Origin of the sequence: Promicromonospora sp. CA-289599, from assembly GCF_050936155.1 — a bacterium.
In the GTDB taxonomy this organism is placed as follows: domain Bacteria; phylum Actinomycetota; class Actinomycetes; order Actinomycetales; family Cellulomonadaceae; genus Promicromonospora.
This window is the reverse complement of the sequence record NZ_JBNJNI010000001.1, coordinates 998,630-1,016,263: the sequence shown is the minus strand read 5'-3', so window position 1 is coordinate 1,016,263 and position 17,634 is coordinate 998,630. Positions and strand designations below refer to the sequence as shown.

The window sequence follows — 17,634 nt, the reverse complement described above, 5'->3', positions numbered from 1 at the left end:
GGTCAGATCTGATGGGCCACGGAGCACACGACCCGGTACGGGCCGATCTCCGCGACGATGTCGGCGAGGCGCCAGGGCTCACCGTCGCGTTCGACGAGGCGGCCACGCTCGAGGGCCACCCGGGCGGGCACGGGGGAGCCCACAGGTAGCGGTCGGTCGGTCCGGATGGTCGTCCTGCGCATCCACAGCGTGCTGCTGGAACCGCGATCGAGACCGTCGAGCTCGTAGAGCAGCACCTGGCCGAGCTGCAGCGCGGCGACGAACACGTCGACGAGCGAGTACGCGGGCTGGTGACCGGCCTCGATCCCGACCGGCTGCGTGACCGGTGGCTCGTCCGAGACCTGGAGCGACGCCGCGATGGCGCCGTCGTGCATCCGCACGTCACGCAGCCGGAGGATCCGGGACACGAGGCGTGTGGTGTAGGTGCTTCCCGCGGTGTCGGACAGGATGTCGGACACGGCGGTGCCACCAGCGGGTGCCGCGTCCGGCGTGGTGACGGGGCACGTGATGGTTCCCGTGGCCCGCAGCGGCCCGACCGTCGCGGAGAGCGACATCGTCGTGTCGCTCGTCTCCTCGGCACTCGCGGGTTCGAGCGTCGCCTCGACGGGGAAGGCGTCGAGATCTTCGAGCGGAGCCGTCGAGGCGCGGATGTCCACCGCCGTCACCAGGGCGTCGTCCGCCCTCGTCCGGTCGAACCGGGTGGTGAGCAGCGCACCGGCAGCCTGCGCCGCGAAGGCCAGCACGTCCGTGGTCGCCAGGTGCGGTCGCTGGACCGTCCCGTCCTTCACGGACCACGCGCCGGCGACAGCGAGGCTGCCCGTCGCCAGCAGCGTGGACCGGTCGGAGTGGTGCTGGATCGTCGTGTCCAGCAGGCGAGGGCTGGTCCCGCGGTACCCGGATCCGAAGAACCGGTCGCGGGCCGGGCCCAGGTAGTCGTCGACGTCACGCCACGCCTGGTGCTCCCGGGCGCCGCCGACGGCGGACATCGGCGTGCTCATCGGGCGGTGACCTGCTCGTCGCGCTCGGCGTCGTCGTGCTCGGCGCCGACCGGGACGGTCGGCGCGGGTGTGGCGGTCCGTGGCTGCCGGTAGAACGCCGCGATCAGGCCGGCGACCACGAGGAGCACGAGAGAGTTGACGAGGAGACCGGTGTGCACGCCGCCGAGATACTGGTCGGGCGATGCCGTGGCCGACACCCCTGCCGCGATCGCCACCGCGGCCAGCACCGGCGTGCCCAGCGTGAACGCCACCTGCTGGGTCATGGCGGTGAGGCCGGTCGCGAGCCCCTGCTCCTCGTCGGGCAGGCCTGAGGTCACCGCCACCGTGTACGAGACGATGACCATGACGTGGCCGAACCCGCCGAGGGCGGTGGCGACGAGGATGATCGCATAGCCGGCGGCGAAGTTCTGCCCGAGCGCCAGGAAGGCCAGTGCGGTGCCGCCCTGGATCAGCAGCCCGAGGACGAGGGTGTTGCGTGCCCCGAGCTTGTTGATGATCCGGGCGGCCAGCATGCCGCCGGTGAAGGCTCCTGCGCCGAGCACGGTGAACGCGATGCCCGTCAGCAGTGGTGACGCACCGAGAACCTGCTGGAGGTAGATGGTCAGCAGGAAGACCTTGCCGCTCTCCATCGCGAACGTGGCGAGGCCACCCAGGTTGCCGAGCGCCACGGAGGGACGCTTCAGGATCGTCACGGCGGCGAGCGGGTGCGGCGACCGGGACTCGATGAACCAGAACGCGAGCAGGAGCAGCATCGCCGCGGCGATCGGTCCAAGGGCGAGCGGTGCGGCCCAGCCTGTCTCACCTGCCTGGGTGAGGCCGTAGACCAGGGCCAGCAGGGCGAGGCTCAGCGTGATCGCTCCAGGCACGTCGAGCTTCTTGCGGGACGGTTCCGACGACTCCCGGATGACGAACGGGGCGATGGCGAGCACGGCGAGCCCGACCGGCACGTTGATGAAGAACGTGAAGCGCCACCCGAGCAGCTCGGTCAGCACCCCGCCGAGCACGGATCCGGCCGCGAACCCGAGCGACAGGAGTGCCCCGTTGAGCCCGAGCGCCCGGTTGCGGGCCGGCCCTTCGGCGAAGGACGTCGTCAGCAGGGCGAGCGCGGACGGCGTCGTGATCGCGGTGGCGATGCCCTGCAGTACTCGTGCGGCGTAGACCACGTTCGGCTCGGTGGCGACACCACCGATGAACGAGCCGATCGTCAGCAGAGCCATGCCGATCAGGAACAGCTTCTTGCGGCCGTAGTAGTCGCCGATGCGCCCCATCAGGAGCATCAGCCCCGCCGCGGACAGGGCGAAGAGCGTGACGATCCACGAGAGCTGACCCGGTCCCATGCCGAGGTCGGCACCGATCACGGGGAGGGCTACGGTGACGATCGAGAAGTCGAGGGCGAACATGAACTGTGCAGCGAGCAGGACGACGAGGACGATGGTGCCTCGCCGCTCGAGCGTCGCGGGTTGTGTCTGGGCCATGGCCCCATCGTGGGAGCGGGCGCCCGACCTATCCAGGACCGCGTCAGAGCAGGACTGCCGCACCTGGTACCAGGACCACCAGGCTGGCGGACCGTCTCCCCGGCCGCGCTGCCGCCCCGCCGCCGTTCTCCGGGTGCACGACCCCGGGTGCGCACGGATCATCGGTAGTCATCGATGATGACCGCGAAAGGGCACTCACGCACATGATCTTGGTAACCGGGGCCACTGGCCAGCTGGCGTCCGCGGCGCTGGCCGAGCTGCGAGCGCGCGGAGCTCGGGCCGTAGGGGGCAGCCGCACAGCGGGGAACGGTGTCAGGTACCTCGACTTCGACGACCCGGCGAGCCTGGACCTGCGGGGGGTGTCGACCCTGGTGCTGGTGTCCGCGGGATATGCGGAGGACGACCGGGTGATCGCCCGCCACGCGAGGGTCGTCGACGCGGCAGGACGCGACGGCGTCTCCCATGTTGTCTACACGAGCCTGACCACCGCCGGCGACCATCTCGGCTTCGCCCTGGCGCACCGCGTGACAGAGCAGCTCCTGAGGGACAGCGGGCTCGGCTTCACCATCCTGCGCAACGGCCTGTACGCCGAGCTCTTCGGCGCACTGATGACCTGGACGACGGACGGGCTCGAGTCGGCCTACGGTACGGGCGCACTGTCCGCGGTGGCTCGGCAGGATCTCGCCGTCGCCGCAGCTGTCGTCGCCGCCGCGCCCTCCGACCACGCGGGAAAGACCTACGACCTTGTCGGCGATCCCATCACGGCGGCAGACGTCGCTCGTCATCTGGGCGTCCGCCACGGCAGCATCGGGCTGGGCGAGTACCGGGCACGCCTCCTCGCGTCGGACGGGTTGCTGCCCTTCCAGGCACCCATGCTCGCGTCGATCGCCTCCGGCGTCCGCCACGGGCTGCTGAGCCGCACCAGCCCTGACCTGCGCACGCTCCTCGGGCGTCCGATCACCGACCCTGTGGCGGCCGCGGCCCGGAGCGTCGCGGTGCTGCGCCCGGACCGGGTCTGAGTCCCGTCGGCCCGCTACCCTCGGCCCGTGCACCAGCAGACCATCCTCCAGCCCGGCAGCCACCTCCCGGACGGGGCCGCCTACCTGCCCACCACTGTCGAGACCGCCTACTGGGGCCGCCTGCCCTGCGCGGCGGACCGCGCGGTGCTGTCCGTGGACCCCGGGCAGGAGGTGATCGTCGACACCCTGTCCCACGAGGGCATCCTCGAGGACCAGGGCGGCGACCCCCTCGCGTACTTCGCGGAGCGTGGCGTCGCCGAGGCCGCCGTCCTGGCGGACGCCGTCGAGCTGGCGGGCGCCCGTCGCTCCCTGCTGGGCGACCGGGTGCCCGGGCTGCCGGGGGTGCCCGGCGCGCACGGCGGCCATGTCGTGACCGGGCCGATAGCGGTCCGCGGCGCCCGGCCCGGCGACCTGCTCGCGATCCGCGTGCTGGCCACCGAGCCCCGCGTCCCGTACGGGGTGATCTCCAACCGGCACGGCCGCGGGGCCCTGCCGGACGAGTACCCGGCCGGAGGCGCGGACAGCGTCAGCGTCTTCGCCGAGGTGGACTCCTGGTCCGACGGCGCCGGGCGCGGGAGCCTCCCGCTCTTCGAGGGGTCCGACCGGACCGTGGGCTTCGACCTGCACCCGTTCCTCGGCATCATGGGCGTCGCCGCCGCGGGGGACGAACGGCCGCACTCGGTGCCGCCCGGCCCGTTCGGCGGCAACATCGACGTCAACCTCCTGGGCGCCGGGTCCACGCTCTATCTCCCGGTCCAGGCGGCTGGGGCGCTCGCCTACGTGGGCGACCCGCACTTCGCGCAGGGGGACGGCGAGGTGGCGCTCACCGCCTTCGAGGCATCGCTGCGGGTACGGCTGGGCTTCGACCTGATCCCGGCGTCGGACGCCGTCGCGACGTTCGGGAAGCTGGCCGGGCCGCTCGCCGAGACCGCCGAGTTCCTGGTCCCCACCGGCCTGGACCGCGACCTCGACGTCGCCGTGCAGAACTGCGTCCGGGCCGCGATCGCGCTGCTGGAGGTCCGGTACGGGATGTCGTCGGCGCACGCCTACGCGTACCTGTCGGCCGCGACGGACTTCGACATCTCGCAGGTCGTCGACGTCGTCAAGGGCGTGCACGCGAAGATCCGCAAGGCGGACTTCCTGCTGAGGTAGGCCGGCCGGGCTGGCGGACCGGCTGACTGACTCGGCGTCCGACCGGCGCCGAGTCAGCACAGTGGTCGGACCGACGAACTGACTCGGCGTACCTTGCGCGCCGAGTCAGAGGTCTGGTCCGGCTGTCGTCCTGCTTCGGCAGCGCCGAGACCCTGGCAGCATGTGCGCATGGCCTCCGACCCCAGCGTGTGGCGTGTGCGCCCTGAGCCCGGCCCGCTGACCGCCCCGACCGGCTCCGGCGTGCTCGACGGTGAGACCGTGGCCGTCAAGGACCTGTTCGCCGTCGCCGGGCAGCGGGTCGGCGCGGGGAACCCGGCCTGGCTCGCGAACGCGCCCGTCGAGGGGACGCACGCGGAAACCGTCGCGCGGCTGCTGGATGCCGGGGCGGCACTCGCCGGGATCGCGCAGACCGAGGAGTTCGCCTACTCCCTGACCGGCGCGAACGCCCACTACGGCACGCCGCCCAACCCGCGGGCACCAGGGCGCATCAGCGGCGGCTCGACGTCGGGCCCGACGACGGCGGTCGCGGCCGGCGAGGCGAGCATCGCGCTCGGGACCGACACCGGCGGTTCCGTGCGGGTGCCCGCCGCCTACGAGGGGCTGTGGGGCATCCGCCCGACGCACGGCGCGGTGTCCGACGACGGGCTGCTGCCGCTCGCGCCGTCGTTCGACACGGTCGGCTGGCTCACGCGCGACGCCGCCACGCTGGCCCGGGTGGGCGACGTGCTGCTCCCGGCTGACATGGTCACGCTGCCGAACCCGGCCCCCCTCGTGCTGAGCGACGCCCTGCTCGCCCTGGCGGCGCCCGAGGTGCGCGACGCCGTCGGGCAGCTCGCACGCGCTGCCGGGGCGCGGCCCCTCGACTGGGCGCCCGAGCCTGCCTGGCTCGCCGCGTTCCAGACCCTCCAGGCGGCCGAGGCCTGGGCCGTCCACGGCGGCTGGCTCGAAGGCCGGATGGACACGCTCGGGCCGGCGGTGCGCGGGCGGTTCGAGCGGGCGCGCGCCATCGGCGCGGCGGACACCGAGGCGGCCCGGGCCGCCGTCGGGCAGGCAAGGGCGCAGATCCGGGAGCGGCTGGGGGAGCGCGTGCTCGTGCTGCCGTCGACGGCGACCGCGGCACCCCGCCCGGAGGAGGCAGAGGCCGCGCGCGAGGCGACGATGCTGCTCACCTGCATCGCGGGAATCGGCGGGCTGCCCGCCGTCTCGGTGCCGGTCACTACCGTGTCGGGACTGCCGGCGGGCGCGTGCCTCGTGGGGCCGGCCGGGTCGGACCGGGCACTGCTCGAGCTGGCGGGCCGTTAGCCTGCGCGGATGACCCGCATCGCCGTCCTCTCCGACGTCCACGGCAACACCCCGGCGCTCGCGGCGGTCCTCGCCGCCGTCGACGCCGAGGCGGTGGACCTCGTGCTGAATCTCGGCGACATCATCTCCGGCGCCGTCGACCCGCGCGGGACCCTGGACCTGCTGGCCACACGGCCCGACATCGTGACCGTCCGCGGCAACCACGAACGCCAGGTGCTGACGCTGCCGTACGACGAGATGGGCACGGTCGACCGCATCGCCTCGGGCGTCCTGGCCGACGCCGACCGCGCGTGGCTCGGCTCGCTCCCGCTCACCGTCGAGCCGGTCGCAGGGGTGCTCGCCTTGTCGGCGGACGAGCTGGGCCAGCCGGCCCTCGCCCACATGCTCCGGACGGGCCGGCTCGCCTGACGCCGGAGCAGGTGAAGATTTACCCATCTGAAACGCGCGTCTCACCGTGGGGGACAGTTTGAAACTAGGTTTGTCCTCGTGGACCTCACGACCTTCAACGCCCTGCCCGCCGCCGACGCCGCTACGACGGTCCGCCCGTGCGCCGACATCGGCTCCTGGGTCGACGACGTGGTGGCCGGCCGTCCCTACCTGTGCCGGGACTCGCTACTGCTGCGCGCGATGCGGGCGGCCGCCGAGTGGACGGCCGCCGACGTCGACGCGGCGCTCGCGCATCACCCCCGCATCGGCGAGCGTGCGGCGGGGGACAGCACCGAGGCGCGGCTGTCCCGCACCGAGCAGCCGACGGCGGCCGAGGCGACCGCCGCCCGGATCGCCGCCGGCAACGCGGCGTACGAGGCGAGGTTCGGCCGGATCTACCTGGTCCGGGCCGCCGGGCGCACGGCGGACGACATCCTCGCCAACCTGACCGAACGCCTCGGCAACGACCCAGCCACCGAGGCCCTGGTGACCGCCGAGCAGCTCCGCCAGATCGCGCTGCTGCGCCTGGAGACGCTCGTCGAGGAACCGGCGGCGGACCCTGCTGAGGCGGCGTCATGAGCACCGCCTCGACGCACGTGCTCGACGCCGCCCGTGGCCTCCCGGCAGCGGGGCTGGCGGTCACGCTGGTCCCGACTGGATCGACCACCGAGCGGCACGCGGTGACCGACGACGACGGCCGCATCAGCTGGGGCGAGGTCACGCCCGGGCGGCACGTCCTGACCTTCGCAGCCGGCGACTGGTTCGCGGCGCAGGACCGGGAGACGTTCTTCGGCCAGGTGGTGCTCGACGTCGTCCTCGGGGCGGACCACACGCACGTCGCCCTCCTGCTGAGCCCGTTCGCCTACACCACCTACCGGGGGAGCTGAATGTCGATAGTCCTGGGTCCCAACCAGTACGGCAAGGCCGAGGTGCGGCTCGTGCGGGTCGACCGTGACACGGCACGGCACCGCATCACCGACCTCAGCGTCACCTCGCAGCTCCGCGGCGACTTCCGGGCCCCGCACGAGTCCGGGGACAACACCGGCGTCGTCGCGACGGACACGCAGAAGAACACCGTGTACGCGTTCGCACGGGACGGCGTCGGGTCGCCGGAGACGTTCCTGCTGCGGCTCGCCCGGCACTTCCTCCAGGAGCCGCAGATCAGCGGCGGACGCTGGCTCGCGGAGCAGTACGGCTGGGAGCGCATCGCGACGGATCCGGGGCGGGGCGGCGGCGTCGGCCACGACCACTCGTTCGTGCGGGGCGGCGCCGAGCGGCGGACGGCGCTGGTCCACGCCGACTCCGCCGGCCTGACCGTGCTCGCGGGGCTGCGGGACGTCACGGTACTGAAGTCGACGGGCTCGGAGTTCGCGGGGTTCCCGCGTGACCGGTACACGACGTTGGCGGAGACCGAGGACCGGGTCCTCGCGACCGACGTCAGCGCCTGGTGGCGGTACGCGCCGTCGTTCGTCGACACCGCGGGCCCTCGGGAGTACGACGAGCGGTTCGCGGCCGTCCGCTCGATCCTGCTGGCGACCTTCGCGAACCTGCACTCGCTGGCCCTGCAGCAGACCGTCTACGCGATGGGCAGGGCGGTGCTGGAGGCGTTTCCGGACATCGCGGAGATCCGGCTCTCGTGCCCCAACAATCACCACTTCCTCGTCGACCTGGACCCGTTCGGCCTGGACAACCCCGGCGAGGTGTTCTTCGCCGCCGACCGGCCCTACGGGCTGATCGAGGCGGCAGTCCAGCGCTCCGCGGACGACGCCGTCCCGGACGGCTCCGGCGCCCCGGCGGCCGAGCATCCCGTCTGGTCCACCATCGGAGGATTCGTATGAGTGCCACCCCGCAGGACAGCAGGAGCCTGGTCGTCGCGTCCGAGCGGGTCCTGGTGGAGGACGAGCTCCGGCCCGCCGTCCTGCGGATCGAGGGCGGCCGGATCGACCAGGTCTGGTGGGGCACGTCCGACCCGGCCGCCGTCCTGAAGCCGGCCGACGATCTGTTCGGCGAGGTGCTCGGCGCCGTCCCCGCACCCCCGCCGCAGGTCGTCGAGCTGGGCGACAGGGTGGTGCTGCCCGGCGTCGTCGACACCCACGTGCACGTCAACGAGCCCGGCCGCACCGCATGGGAGGGGTTCGCCTCGGCGACCCGGGCCGCGGCGCTCGGCGGGATCACGACGATCGTCGACATGCCGCTCAACTCGCTCCCGCCGACCACCACCGCGGCGGCCCTGGAGACGAAGCGCGCGGCGGCCGAGGCCGTCCGCGCCCGCGGCGAGCTGCACTGCGACGTCGGCTTCTGGGGCGGAGCCGTCCCCGGCAACGCCGACGACCTCGAGCCGCTCTGGGACGCGGGGGTCTTCGGCTTCAAGTGCTTCCTCGCCGACTCGGGAGTGCCCGAGTTCCCGCCGCTCGCGCCGGACCAGCTCCTGGACGCGGCGGACCGGATCGCGCGGTTCGGCGGCCTGCTCATCGTGCACGCCGAGGACCCGGCGGCCCTCGCGGCCGCCCCGCACGGCGGCAGCCGCGCGTACGCGGACTTCCTGCTCTCGCGCCCGGACGAGGCGGAGACGACGGCGATCGCCGGGCTGCTCGACGCCGTCCGCGAGACGGGTACGCGGACCCACGTGCTGCACCTGTCGTCCGCGCGAGCCCTCGACCTGATCGCTGAGGCCAAGGACGAGGGCCTGCCGGTCACTGCCGAGACCTGCCACCACTACCTCGTCTTCGACGCCGAGCACATCCCCGACGGCGACGCGGCGTTCAAGTGCTGCCCGCCCATCCGGGACCGCGGCAACCAGGACGCGCTCTGGGACGGCCTGCGCGCCGGCATCCTCGACTGCGTGGTCAGCGACCACTCGCCGGCCACCGCCGAGGAGAAGTACCGGGGCGCGGCCCCGGGCGAGGTCGACCTGCAGCAGGCCTGGGGCGGCATCTCCGGCCTGCAGGCCGGGTTCCTCGCCCTGGCGGACGCCGCCCGACGTCGCGGCGTCTCCCTCGCCGACGTCTCCCGCTGGACGTCGGCGAACACCGCCGCTCTGGTGGGCCTGGACCGGGGCGCGCGTCCGAAGGGCGTGATCGCGGAGGGCGCCGCCGCCGACCTGATCGTCTACACCCCTGACGCGACGACAACCTTCCGCGCGTCGGAGATGGCGCACAAGAACAAGATCAGCGCCTACGACGGCCTGACCGTCACCGGCGCCGTCGTTGAGTGCGGGATTTTCGCCCTGTCAGGGGGCCTGGACAGGGCGAAAATCCCGCACTCAACGACGGCTGGGACGCTTTTGAGGAGGTCGCTATGAGGCAGATTCATCCACCGGCTCGGCTGTTGATGGGGCCCGGGCCCGTCGACGCCGATCCCCGCGTGCTGCGCGCCATGGCCGCGCCGCTCGTAGGGCAGTTCGATCCCTTCATGACCGACACGATGACCGAGGCCATGGCGCTGTGGCGCACCGTCTGGGACACCGCCAACGAGCAGACCTTCCTCGTGGACGGCACCTCACGCGCCGGCATCGAGGCGGCACTGGTGTCCCTGCTGGAGCCGGGGGACCGGGTGCTGGTCCCCGTGTTCGGCCGGTTCGGGCACCTCCTCGCGGAGATCTGCGCGCGCGCCGGGGCCGAGGTGCACACCATCGAGACCGAGTGGGGAACGGTCTTCGACCCGGGGCAGATCGAGGACGCCGTCCGCCGGGTCAGGCCGCGTGTGGTCGCCGTCGTGCACGGGGACACCTCCACGACCATGGCCCAGCCGCTCGCCGAGCTGGGCCGGATCGCCCACGAGCACGACGCGCTGCTGTACGTCGACGCCACCGCCACGCTCGGCGGCAACCCGTTCCACACCGACGAGTGGGGCATCGACGCGGCGACCGCCGGGCTGCAGAAGTGCCTGGGCGGGCCGTCGGGCAGCGCGCCGGTGACGCTGTCGCCCGCTGCGGCCGCGGCGATCGACCGGCGCAAGCACGTCGAGGCGGGCATCCGCACGTCGGGCGACGTCGCCCCGGGCGGCGCCCCGATCGTGTCCAACTACCTCGACCTCGCCCAGATCATGGAGTATTGGGGCCCGCGTCGCCTCAACCACCACACCGAGGCCACGTCGATGCTGTACGCGGCCCGCGAGTGCGCGCGGCTGCTCAAGGACGAGGGCATGGCGACGGCGGTGGACCGGCACGCGCGGCACGGCGGCGCGATGCTGGCCGGGGTGCTGGGCCTGGGCCTGGAGGTCTTCGGCGACGTCGGCCACAAGATGCACAACGTGGTCGCCGTGCGCATCCCCGACGCCGTGGACGGGGACGCCGTCCGCGGCGGGCTCCTCGACAACTTCGGGATCGAGATCGGCACGTCCTTCGGTCCGCTGCACGGCGTCGTCTGGCGGATCGGGACCATGGGCTTCAACGCCCGCCGCGACGCCGTCCTCACCACCCTCGCGGCCCTGGAGACGGAGCTCCGCCGCGCGGGCCTGACGGTCCCCCCGAGCGGCGGCGTCCAGGCCGCCCTGACGGAGTACGAGACCGAGCGAGAACGGGGTTATGTCCCCGTGGGCACCGGAACCGAGCACAACCCCGCTCTCGCCTCGGAGGTTCAGCCGTGAACGGGGCCGGGATCGGAACCGCCGAGTGGGTGATGGAGCGGTGTGACGACCTCACCCGCCATTCGTCCCGGGCCGACGCGCTCGAACGGGTCTACCTGTCGCCAGAGCACTCCGCCGCGAACATGGCGGTCCGGGCCTGGATGCTCGACGCGGGCCTCGACACCGAGACCGACGCCGCGGGCAACCTCTGGGGCCGCCGCGCCGCCGACGGCACACCTCAGCGGCCGGGTACCCCCGGCGAGCCGGCGCTCGTGCTGGGCTCGCACCTCGACACAGTGCCTGACGCCGGACGGTACGACGGCATGCTCGGCGTCGTCCTCGCCATCGCGGTCGCGCACCGGCTGCGGGACGTCCCGCTCCCGTTCGCGCTGGAGGTCGTCGGGTTCTCCGACGAGGAGGGCACCCGGTTCGGCAAGGCGCTGCTGGGCAGCTGCGCGGCGTCGGGCCAGTGGGACTCCGCCTGGTGGGACCAGGCGGACGCCGACGGCGTGACCCTGCGCGAGGCGTTCCTGCAGTTCGGCCTTGCCCCGGACCGCGTGGGCGACGCCGCCCGGGACCCTGCGGACCTCGTCGGCTACCTCGAGGCGCACATCGAGCAGGGGCCGGTGCTGGAGTCGGCGAACCTGCCGCTCGGCTACGTCACGTCCATCGCGGGGGCGCGGCGGTTCGTGGTCACGTTCACCGGCGAGGCCCGGCACGCGGGCGGCACCCCGTTCAGCCGACGGCGGGACGCACTGGTCGCCGCCGCGCACCTCGTCACCCGGATCGAGGAGCTGGCCAGGGCGACCGACTGCCTCGCCACCGTCGGCGACATCCGGGTGGAGCCCGGCGCCGTGAACGTGATCCCCGGCCTGGCGGAGCTCACGCTCGACCTGCGCGGCCGGACCGACGACGGACGCGATGCGCTGTGGGAGCAGATCTCGGCGGCCGGCCACGACATCGCGCAGGAGCGGGGCGTGAAGCTCGAGGTGGTGGAGACCCACCGGGCGCCGTCGACCGCCTGCGCCGAACGGATGCAGGCCGCGGTGGCGGCGGGGATCAGGGAGGCGACGGGGACGACGTCGGCCACCAGCGCCGCAGGGGCGGCGGCGCCATCGAACTCTGTGCTCGGGCTCTGGAGCCCCGCCGGGCACGACGGCATGGCGATGGACGCGGTGACCGACGTCGGCATGCTGTTCCTGCGGTGCCGCGACGGGATCAGCCACCACCCGGACGAGCACGTGGAGGCCGACGACGTCGGCGTCGCGCTCGACGCGTTCACGGAGGCCGTGCTCGCGCTGGCTCGCGAGCAGGAGGAGGCGCGATGAAGACGGGGTCGACACCGCTCGAGGCGCGGATAACCGCCGGCTACCGCGACCTGTCGCCGCAGGAGCGGCGGGCCGCCGACGCCCTGCTGGACCACCTCGGCGACCTCGGGACGTACCGGGCCACGGAGCTCGCCGCGCTCGCCGGTGTCTCGAAGGCGACGATGAGCAGGCTGTTCCGCAAGCTCGGGTACGAGGACTTCGAAGGGCTGCGCGAGCACCTCCGGGTGCAGCGCGGGCGCGGGCTGCCGATCGCCGTCGACCCGTCGCCGGGTCTGCGCGAGCGGCTGGAGCAGGAGGTGAAGAACCTCGAGAAGGTCTACTCGACGCTCGACGACACGATGCTCGACGACGTCGCCGGGGCGCTCGCCACCGCGCGCGACGTGGTGGTCGTCGGACGCCGTGGCTCGCTCGGGCCGGCCACCCAGCTGCGGCGCAACCTGATCCAGGTGCGCGGCCGGGTGCACCTCGCGCCGGGACCCGGCCAGTCGCTCGCCGACGACCTCGTCGGGCTCGGGCCAGAGGACGTGGTGGTCGTGGTCTCGATCCGCCGGCACGCGTTCAAGGTGCCGGCGATGGTCGAGGCCCTGCTGGCCGACGGCGTCCGGGTGCTCCTGCTCGCGGACTCCAGTCTCCGGCACCTCGCGAGCGCCGTGACCTGGTGGATCGAGTGCCCGATCACCACGGAGGGGGCCTTCGACTCGATGGTGGCGCCCGTGAGCGTGGTGGCGGTCCTGTCGGACCGGGTGCACGAGGTGCTCGACGGCGCGGCCGGCCGCGTCGAGGCGATAGACGCCAGGTACGCGCTGCTGCGCGAGATCGACGAAGGGTGATCAGTAGCCTCATGGACCTCGACATCGACACCGTGCGGGTGGCGCGGACCCGGGCGGACTGCGTGCTCCGGCCTGGCGAGGCCTTCCTGGGCGGGGGCACGTCCCTGTACTCCGAGCCGGTTCCCGCGGGGGTGACCGGCCTGGTGGACCTGACCGGGCTGGGCTGGGAGCCGTGGTCCGTGGACGGCGCGGGGCTGCGGGTCGCGGGCACGTGCACGCTCGCCGAGCTCGTGTCCGGGCCGGGTGCTCTGGGCGCGGACACGAGTGGGCCGTATCGTGCGCTCGGGCTCGTGGCGCCGTGTGTCTCGGCGCTGACGCTCTCGTCCAAGGTGGCTCGGGTGGCGACCGTCGGCGGGAATCTCGCACTGGGGCTGCCGGCCGGGTCCATGGTCGGGCTGTTCGCGGCGCTGGACGCGGTGGCGGTGATCTGGACGGGCGGCTCGGTCGAGGGCGGCTCGCGGGAGGTTGCCGTGGCGGATCTCGTCACCGCCGCGGAGGTCGTGGACCTGGCGCCGGGGGAGGTGTTGCGTGAGGTGCGGGTGCCTTCTGCCGTGCTCGCGCAGCGAACGGTGTTCCTCCGGGTGTCGCTGACCTCGACCGGTCGTACGGCAGCGATGGTGACGGGGCGGGCGGGCGGCCAGGGGCCGACGATCATCGTGACCGCATCCGTGCCGTCACCGCTCAGCCTGCACGCCCACGACCACGCAGCGGTCGACCGGTGGATCGACCTGCTGGACAGCACCGGTGCGTGGTTCGAGGACGTGCACGGCAGCCGCGAGTGGCGCGCCGCGATGACCCGACGGCTCGCCCACGAGGCGCTGGACGAGCTGGTCGGTGGGTCATGAGGATCGACGGCAGCGAGGCGGCGGCAGAGCCGCGTCCCGGCCAGTGCCTGCGCACCTACCTGCGGGAGCAGGGCGCCACGGCAGTGAAGAAGGGCTGCGACGCGGGCGACTGCGGCGCGTGCACGGTGCTGCTCGACGGCGCCCCGGTGCAGTCGTGCCTGGTCCCCGCGCACCGGGCGGTCGACGCCGAGGTGGTGACGGCCGCAGGGCTGGGACGGTTCGGGCCGGGTGGCGACCCTGCCGCGGACGCCGACCACCTGCACCCCGTACAGCGGGCGTTCGTCGAGGCCGCAGGGTTCCAGTGCGGTTTCTGCACGGCGGGCATGGTGTGCACGATCGCCGGCAGCGGGGCCGGGGACGAGCTCAAGGGGAACCTGTGTCGGTGCACCGGGTACCGGTCGATCCGGGACGCCCTCGCCGGTCGTGTGAACACCGAGGTGGCGGAGCCCGGCCAGGCGTTCGGCCGCGCCGTCGTCGCACCTGCCGCCGCCCGGATCGTGAGCGGCCGCGAGGCCTACACCCTGGACGAGCCTGCCCCACCCGGACTGCTGCACGTCGCGGTCCTCGGCAGCCCGCACCCGCACGCCCGGATCACCCGCATCGACGCGACGGCGGCCCGCGGAGCGCCCGGTGTGCACCTCGTGCTCACGCATCACGACGTCCCCGGCACCCTCTACTCGACCGCCCGTCACGAGAACCGACTGGACGACCCCGACGACACCCGCATCCTCGACCCCGTGCTCCGGTTCGTGGGCCAGCGCGTCGCCGTCGCGGTCGCGGAGACGCCCCGGCAGGCCCGCGCGGCGCTCGCCCTCGTGCACGTCGACTACGAGGCGCTGCCCGCCGTCCTCGACCCGGAGGCCGCCAGACAGCCCGGTGCGCCCCAGCTCCACCCCGACAAGACACCTGGCGAGCACCGCGTCGCGGAGGCGAGCCGGAACGTCGTCGCGCAGCTGCACGAGGAGTACGCCGAGCCGGGGCACGACGGCGTCGCCACGGCACTCACGACATCGGCCGCCACCGTGGAGGGCACCTGGACCACCGACCGCGTGAACCACGTCGCCCTGGAGACGCACGGCGCGCGGTCGTGGCTCGCGCCCGGCCCCGACGGCGACGTCCTGCACGTGCGCACCTCCACGCAGGTGCCGTTCCTCGTGCGCGACGAGCTGGCCCGGCTCCTGGACCTCCCCCAGGCGCGGGTGCGTGTGGTGGCGGGCCGCGTCGGCGGCGGGTTCGGCGGCAAGCAGGAGCTGCTCGTCGAGGACGTCGTGGCGCTCGCGACCCTGCGCACCGGCCGGCCCGTGCAGTGGGAGCTCACGCGCGAGCAGCAGTTCACGATCGTGCCGTGCCGGCACCCGATGCGGATCGGCGTCCGCGCGGGCGCCGACGCCGACGGACGGCTGACGGCGCTCGCCATCGACGTCCTGGCCGACACCGGCGCCTACGGCAACCACGCGCCCGGCGTCATGTTCCACGGCGTGCACGAGTCGATGGCTGTCTACCGGGCCCCGAACAAGCGGGTCGACGCCGAGTCGGTCTACACGAACAACGTGCCGTCCGGGGCGTTCCGCGGGTACGGGCTGGGACAGGTGCAGTTCGCCATCGAGGGCGCGATCGACGAGCTGGCCGCGCGGCTCGGCATCGATCCCGTCGAGATGCGGCGCCGGAACGTGGTCCGGCCGGGCGACGCGTTCGTCGTCGGGCGGCCGGTGGACGGGGACCTGGAGTACGGGTCCTACGGCCTGGACCAGTGCCTCGACCTGGTCGAGGACGCGCTCGCCTCGGGGCGGGGCGACTCCGTCCCGGACGGCTGGACCGAGGGCCGCGGCGTCGCCCTCGCGATGATCGCGACCATCCCGCCGCGTGGCCACTTCACGCACGCCAAGGTCTCGGTCGACGCCGACGGCGACTTCGTGGTCGACGTCGGGACCGCCGAGTTCGGCAACGGCACCACCACGGTGCACGCGCAGCTCGCGGCCACGGAGCTCGGTGTGCCGGTCGACCGGGTGCGCGTGCGCCCGTCGGACACGTCGACGGCCGGCTACGACACGGGCGCCTTCGGCTCGGCGGGCTCGGTGGTAGCGGGCCTGGCGGTCCAAGAAGCGGCATCGTCCCTCAAGCTCAAGCTGGACCAGCTGAGTGCTGGGTATTTGCCCCATCGAAACGGTTCGGCAGGACAAATACCCAGCACTCAGCTGGTTGGGGTGTGGGCCGAGGCCACGCATGACGGGTCGCCTCGGTCGGTTGCGTTCAACGTTCATGGGTTTCGGGTGGCCGTGCATCAGGGGACCGGGGAGGTAAGGGTCCTGCAGTCGGTGCACGCCGCCGACGCCGGAGTCGTCATCAACCCGGAGCAGCTGCGCGGGCAGATCGACGGTGGGGTGGGGCAGGCGCTCGGCTCGGCGACGACGGAGCGGATGGTGGTGCGCGACGGCGTCGTCGTGACGCGCGCCCTGCGGCACTACCGGGTGCCGCAGCTGTCCGACGTCCCGGTCACCGAGGTGCTGTTCGCCGACACGGTCGACCGACTCGGACCCCGCGGTGCGAAGTCGATGAGCGAGGCCCCGTACAACCCGGTGGCCCCGGCGCTGGCGAACGCGATAGCGGACGCCACGGGAGTCCGCCCGCGTGACCTGCCGATACAGCGGGACCGGCTGTGGGAGCTGCTGCGCGCACCGATCACACGGTCTGCAGCAGCCGCACCGACCGGCCGTGCGGGTCGGTGAGCGCTACCGGCTCGCCGTCGCGGGCCAGGATGAACTGGGGCGACAGGCCCTCGGGGAGCCTGGCCGCGACGTCGGGCAGGACGGTCCAGCCCTCGTTGCTCAGCCAGACGGTGCCGCGCGTCCGCTGCAGGCCGGCCATCATTGCTTCGAACCTCACCAGCTCGGCGGGCGTGAGGTAGTAGAGCGCCGCGGAGTTCTGCACGACGACGGTGGCCTCGGCGGGAGCCGAGGCCACCAGGTCCGGCAGGCCGTCGAGCATGTCGGCCGCGACCAGGCGTGGCGGGTCCTGAGCCACCACGCGTGCGGCCGCGCGGAGCGTCGCGACCCGGTCGGTGTGCTCGGGCCAGACCAGTGCCTCCAGCCAGGCGAGGTCGGCCGGGTCGCGCACGTCCAGGGGGTTGAGGTCGATGCCGGCACGCCAGACGACGTCGGGCATCCGCGTCGGCACCGGACCTTCGATGGTGCAGGGCAGCAGCACGGCGCTCGGGCCGTCGGCCGGGTCGAGGCGGGTCCGGCCGCCGTCGGGGGAGGTGTACAGGTACGAGTACCGGTCCGGGTAGAGGCACAGTCCCGCCGACGCGCCCACCTCGACCAGCGCGATCGGCCCCTCGATCGCCGCGAGGGCCGGCAGGAGCGTGGCGCAGCGCCGCGACTCGTTGGTCTGGGTGGTGTGGGTGCGCATCACGCGCTCGACATCGGGCCACGCGGCGTGCAGCCAGGGCCGCACCTCGGCCCAGGCACGGGTCGGCGCCCCGGCCAGCCGTGCCGCCGCGAACAGCAGGTTGGGCTGCCGCCTGGGCTCGGGCAGCGTGTCGAGCAGGGCGCACAGCCCTGGGTCGACGGCGACCCCGCGCGCCCAGTCCTGGTAGGTGGGCGATCCGCCGTTACGCGCCTGGCTCCCGGCGAACTGGCGGTAGACGGCGGCGGTATCCACACCTCTCACGCTACCGACCGGACCGCGGGTGCG

Annotated in this window: 16 protein-coding genes; 13 read left to right on the top strand and 3 right to left on the bottom strand. The window is 73.4% G+C overall.

What is annotated here, in order from left to right; all coding sequences use genetic code 11:
- Window positions 1-2: 2 nt before the first annotated feature.
- Both ACQEVI_RS04490 and ACQEVI_RS04485 read right to left on the bottom strand, forming a co-directional pair.
- Entirely contained in the window at window positions 3-998 is a 996-nt protein-coding gene (locus ACQEVI_RS04490; protein ID WP_432895124.1) for an AvrD family protein, read from the bottom strand.
- Window positions 995-2,473, bottom strand: a complete 1,479-nt coding sequence (locus ACQEVI_RS04485) for an MFS transporter (protein WP_432895122.1) — start codon at window positions 2,471-2,473, stop codon at window positions 995-997. The genes ACQEVI_RS04490 and ACQEVI_RS04485 overlap by 4 nt, the downstream gene beginning before the upstream one ends.
- 203 nt (window positions 2,474-2,676) lie before the next feature.
- On the opposite strand from ACQEVI_RS04485, the gene ACQEVI_RS04480 reads away from it, so the two are divergent.
- From ACQEVI_RS04480 to ACQEVI_RS04420, 13 genes are all read left to right on the top strand, one after another.
- Window positions 2,677-3,492, top strand: a complete 816-nt coding sequence (locus ACQEVI_RS04480) for an NmrA family NAD(P)-binding protein (protein ID WP_432895120.1) — start codon at window positions 2,677-2,679, stop codon at window positions 3,490-3,492.
- A 27-nt stretch (window positions 3,493-3,519) separates the two neighbouring features.
- Window positions 3,520-4,644, top strand: coding sequence for an acetamidase/formamidase family protein (locus ACQEVI_RS04475; protein ID WP_432895118.1), 1,125 nt, complete (start codon window positions 3,520-3,522; stop codon window positions 4,642-4,644).
- A 168-nt stretch (window positions 4,645-4,812) separates the two neighbouring features.
- A complete protein-coding gene (locus ACQEVI_RS04470) occupies window positions 4,813-5,946 on the top strand; it encodes an amidase family protein (RefSeq protein ID WP_432895116.1) in 1,134 nt (377 codons plus the stop codon).
- A 9-nt stretch (window positions 5,947-5,955) separates the two neighbouring features.
- Window positions 5,956-6,354 carry a metallophosphoesterase family protein gene (locus ACQEVI_RS04465; protein WP_432895114.1) on the top strand — a complete coding sequence of 133 codons (399 nt, stop codon included), beginning with the start codon at window positions 5,956-5,958 and terminating at the stop codon, window positions 6,352-6,354.
- A gap of 78 nt (window positions 6,355-6,432) precedes the next feature.
- Window positions 6,433-6,951 (top strand): 2-oxo-4-hydroxy-4-carboxy-5-ureidoimidazoline decarboxylase, encoded by a 519-nt coding sequence (gene uraD / locus ACQEVI_RS04460; protein WP_432895112.1) that lies wholly within the window; start codon window positions 6,433-6,435, stop codon window positions 6,949-6,951.
- Entirely contained in the window at window positions 6,948-7,259 is a 312-nt protein-coding gene (locus tag ACQEVI_RS04455) for a hydroxyisourate hydrolase (RefSeq protein ID WP_432895110.1), read from the top strand. Before uraD ends, ACQEVI_RS04455 begins: the two co-directional genes overlap by 4 nt.
- On the top strand, window positions 7,260-8,210 hold the full coding sequence (gene pucL, locus ACQEVI_RS04450) for a factor-independent urate hydroxylase (protein WP_432895108.1): 951 nt from the start codon (window positions 7,260-7,262) through the stop codon (window positions 8,208-8,210). It abuts the gene before it with no gap.
- Entirely contained in the window at window positions 8,207-9,673 is a 1,467-nt protein-coding gene (gene allB, locus ACQEVI_RS04445; RefSeq protein WP_432895106.1) for an allantoinase AllB, read from the top strand. Before pucL ends, allB begins: the two co-directional genes overlap by 4 nt.
- Entirely contained in the window at window positions 9,670-10,959 is a 1,290-nt protein-coding gene (locus ACQEVI_RS04440; RefSeq protein WP_432895104.1) for a pyridoxal-phosphate-dependent aminotransferase family protein, read from the top strand. The genes allB and ACQEVI_RS04440 overlap by 4 nt, the downstream gene beginning before the upstream one ends.
- Entirely contained in the window at window positions 10,956-12,266 is a 1,311-nt protein-coding gene (locus ACQEVI_RS04435) for a Zn-dependent hydrolase (protein ID WP_432895102.1), read from the top strand. Before ACQEVI_RS04440 ends, ACQEVI_RS04435 begins: the two co-directional genes overlap by 4 nt.
- Window positions 12,263-13,096 (top strand): MurR/RpiR family transcriptional regulator, encoded by an 834-nt coding sequence (locus ACQEVI_RS04430; protein ID WP_432895100.1) that lies wholly within the window; start codon window positions 12,263-12,265, stop codon window positions 13,094-13,096. Before ACQEVI_RS04435 ends, ACQEVI_RS04430 begins: the two co-directional genes overlap by 4 nt.
- Before the next feature lie 11 nt (window positions 13,097-13,107).
- Window positions 13,108-13,941, top strand: coding sequence for an FAD binding domain-containing protein (locus ACQEVI_RS04425; RefSeq protein ID WP_432895099.1), 834 nt, complete (start codon window positions 13,108-13,110; stop codon window positions 13,939-13,941).
- The gene (locus tag ACQEVI_RS04420) at window positions 13,938-16,667 is read left to right on the top strand and encodes a molybdopterin-dependent oxidoreductase (RefSeq protein ID WP_432895097.1); all 2,730 of its coding nucleotides are present in this window, start codon (window positions 13,938-13,940) and stop codon (window positions 16,665-16,667) included. The genes ACQEVI_RS04425 and ACQEVI_RS04420 overlap by 4 nt, the downstream gene beginning before the upstream one ends.
- Here ACQEVI_RS04420 and ACQEVI_RS04415 read toward each other — a convergent pair.
- The gene (locus ACQEVI_RS04415) at window positions 16,621-17,601 is read right to left on the bottom strand and encodes a DUF2332 domain-containing protein (protein WP_432895095.1); all 981 of its coding nucleotides are present in this window, start codon (window positions 17,599-17,601) and stop codon (window positions 16,621-16,623) included. The genes ACQEVI_RS04420 and ACQEVI_RS04415 overlap by 47 nt on opposite strands.
- Window positions 17,602-17,634: the final 33 nt, after the last annotated feature.

What these genes read in the sequence shown, in the direction of transcription:
- ACQEVI_RS04490 (WP_432895124.1), bottom strand. Translation starts at nt 998, where the DNA reads ATGAGCACGCCGATGTCCGCCGTCGGCGGCGCCCGGGAGCACCAGGCG.
- ACQEVI_RS04485 (WP_432895122.1), bottom strand. Translation starts at nt 2,473, where the DNA reads ATGGCCCAGACACAACCCGCGACGCTCGAGCGGCGAGGCACCATCGTC.
- ACQEVI_RS04480 (WP_432895120.1), top strand. Translation starts at nt 2,677, where the DNA reads ATGATCTTGGTAACCGGGGCCACTGGCCAGCTGGCGTCCGCGGCGCTG.
- ACQEVI_RS04470 (WP_432895116.1), top strand. Translation starts at nt 4,813, where the DNA reads ATGGCCTCCGACCCCAGCGTGTGGCGTGTGCGCCCTGAGCCCGGCCCG.
- ACQEVI_RS04465 (WP_432895114.1), top strand. Translation starts at nt 5,956, where the DNA reads ATGACCCGCATCGCCGTCCTCTCCGACGTCCACGGCAACACCCCGGCG.
- ACQEVI_RS04455 (WP_432895110.1), top strand. Translation starts at nt 6,948, where the DNA reads ATGAGCACCGCCTCGACGCACGTGCTCGACGCCGCCCGTGGCCTCCCG.
- pucL (WP_432895108.1), top strand. Translation starts at nt 7,260, where the DNA reads ATGTCGATAGTCCTGGGTCCCAACCAGTACGGCAAGGCCGAGGTGCGG.
- allB (WP_432895106.1), top strand. Translation starts at nt 8,207, where the DNA reads ATGAGTGCCACCCCGCAGGACAGCAGGAGCCTGGTCGTCGCGTCCGAG.
- ACQEVI_RS04440 (WP_432895104.1), top strand. Translation starts at nt 9,670, where the DNA reads ATGAGGCAGATTCATCCACCGGCTCGGCTGTTGATGGGGCCCGGGCCC.
- ACQEVI_RS04430 (WP_432895100.1), top strand. Translation starts at nt 12,263, where the DNA reads ATGAAGACGGGGTCGACACCGCTCGAGGCGCGGATAACCGCCGGCTAC.
- ACQEVI_RS04425 (WP_432895099.1), top strand. Translation starts at nt 13,108, where the DNA reads ATGGACCTCGACATCGACACCGTGCGGGTGGCGCGGACCCGGGCGGAC.
- ACQEVI_RS04420 (WP_432895097.1), top strand. Translation starts at nt 13,938, where the DNA reads ATGAGGATCGACGGCAGCGAGGCGGCGGCAGAGCCGCGTCCCGGCCAG.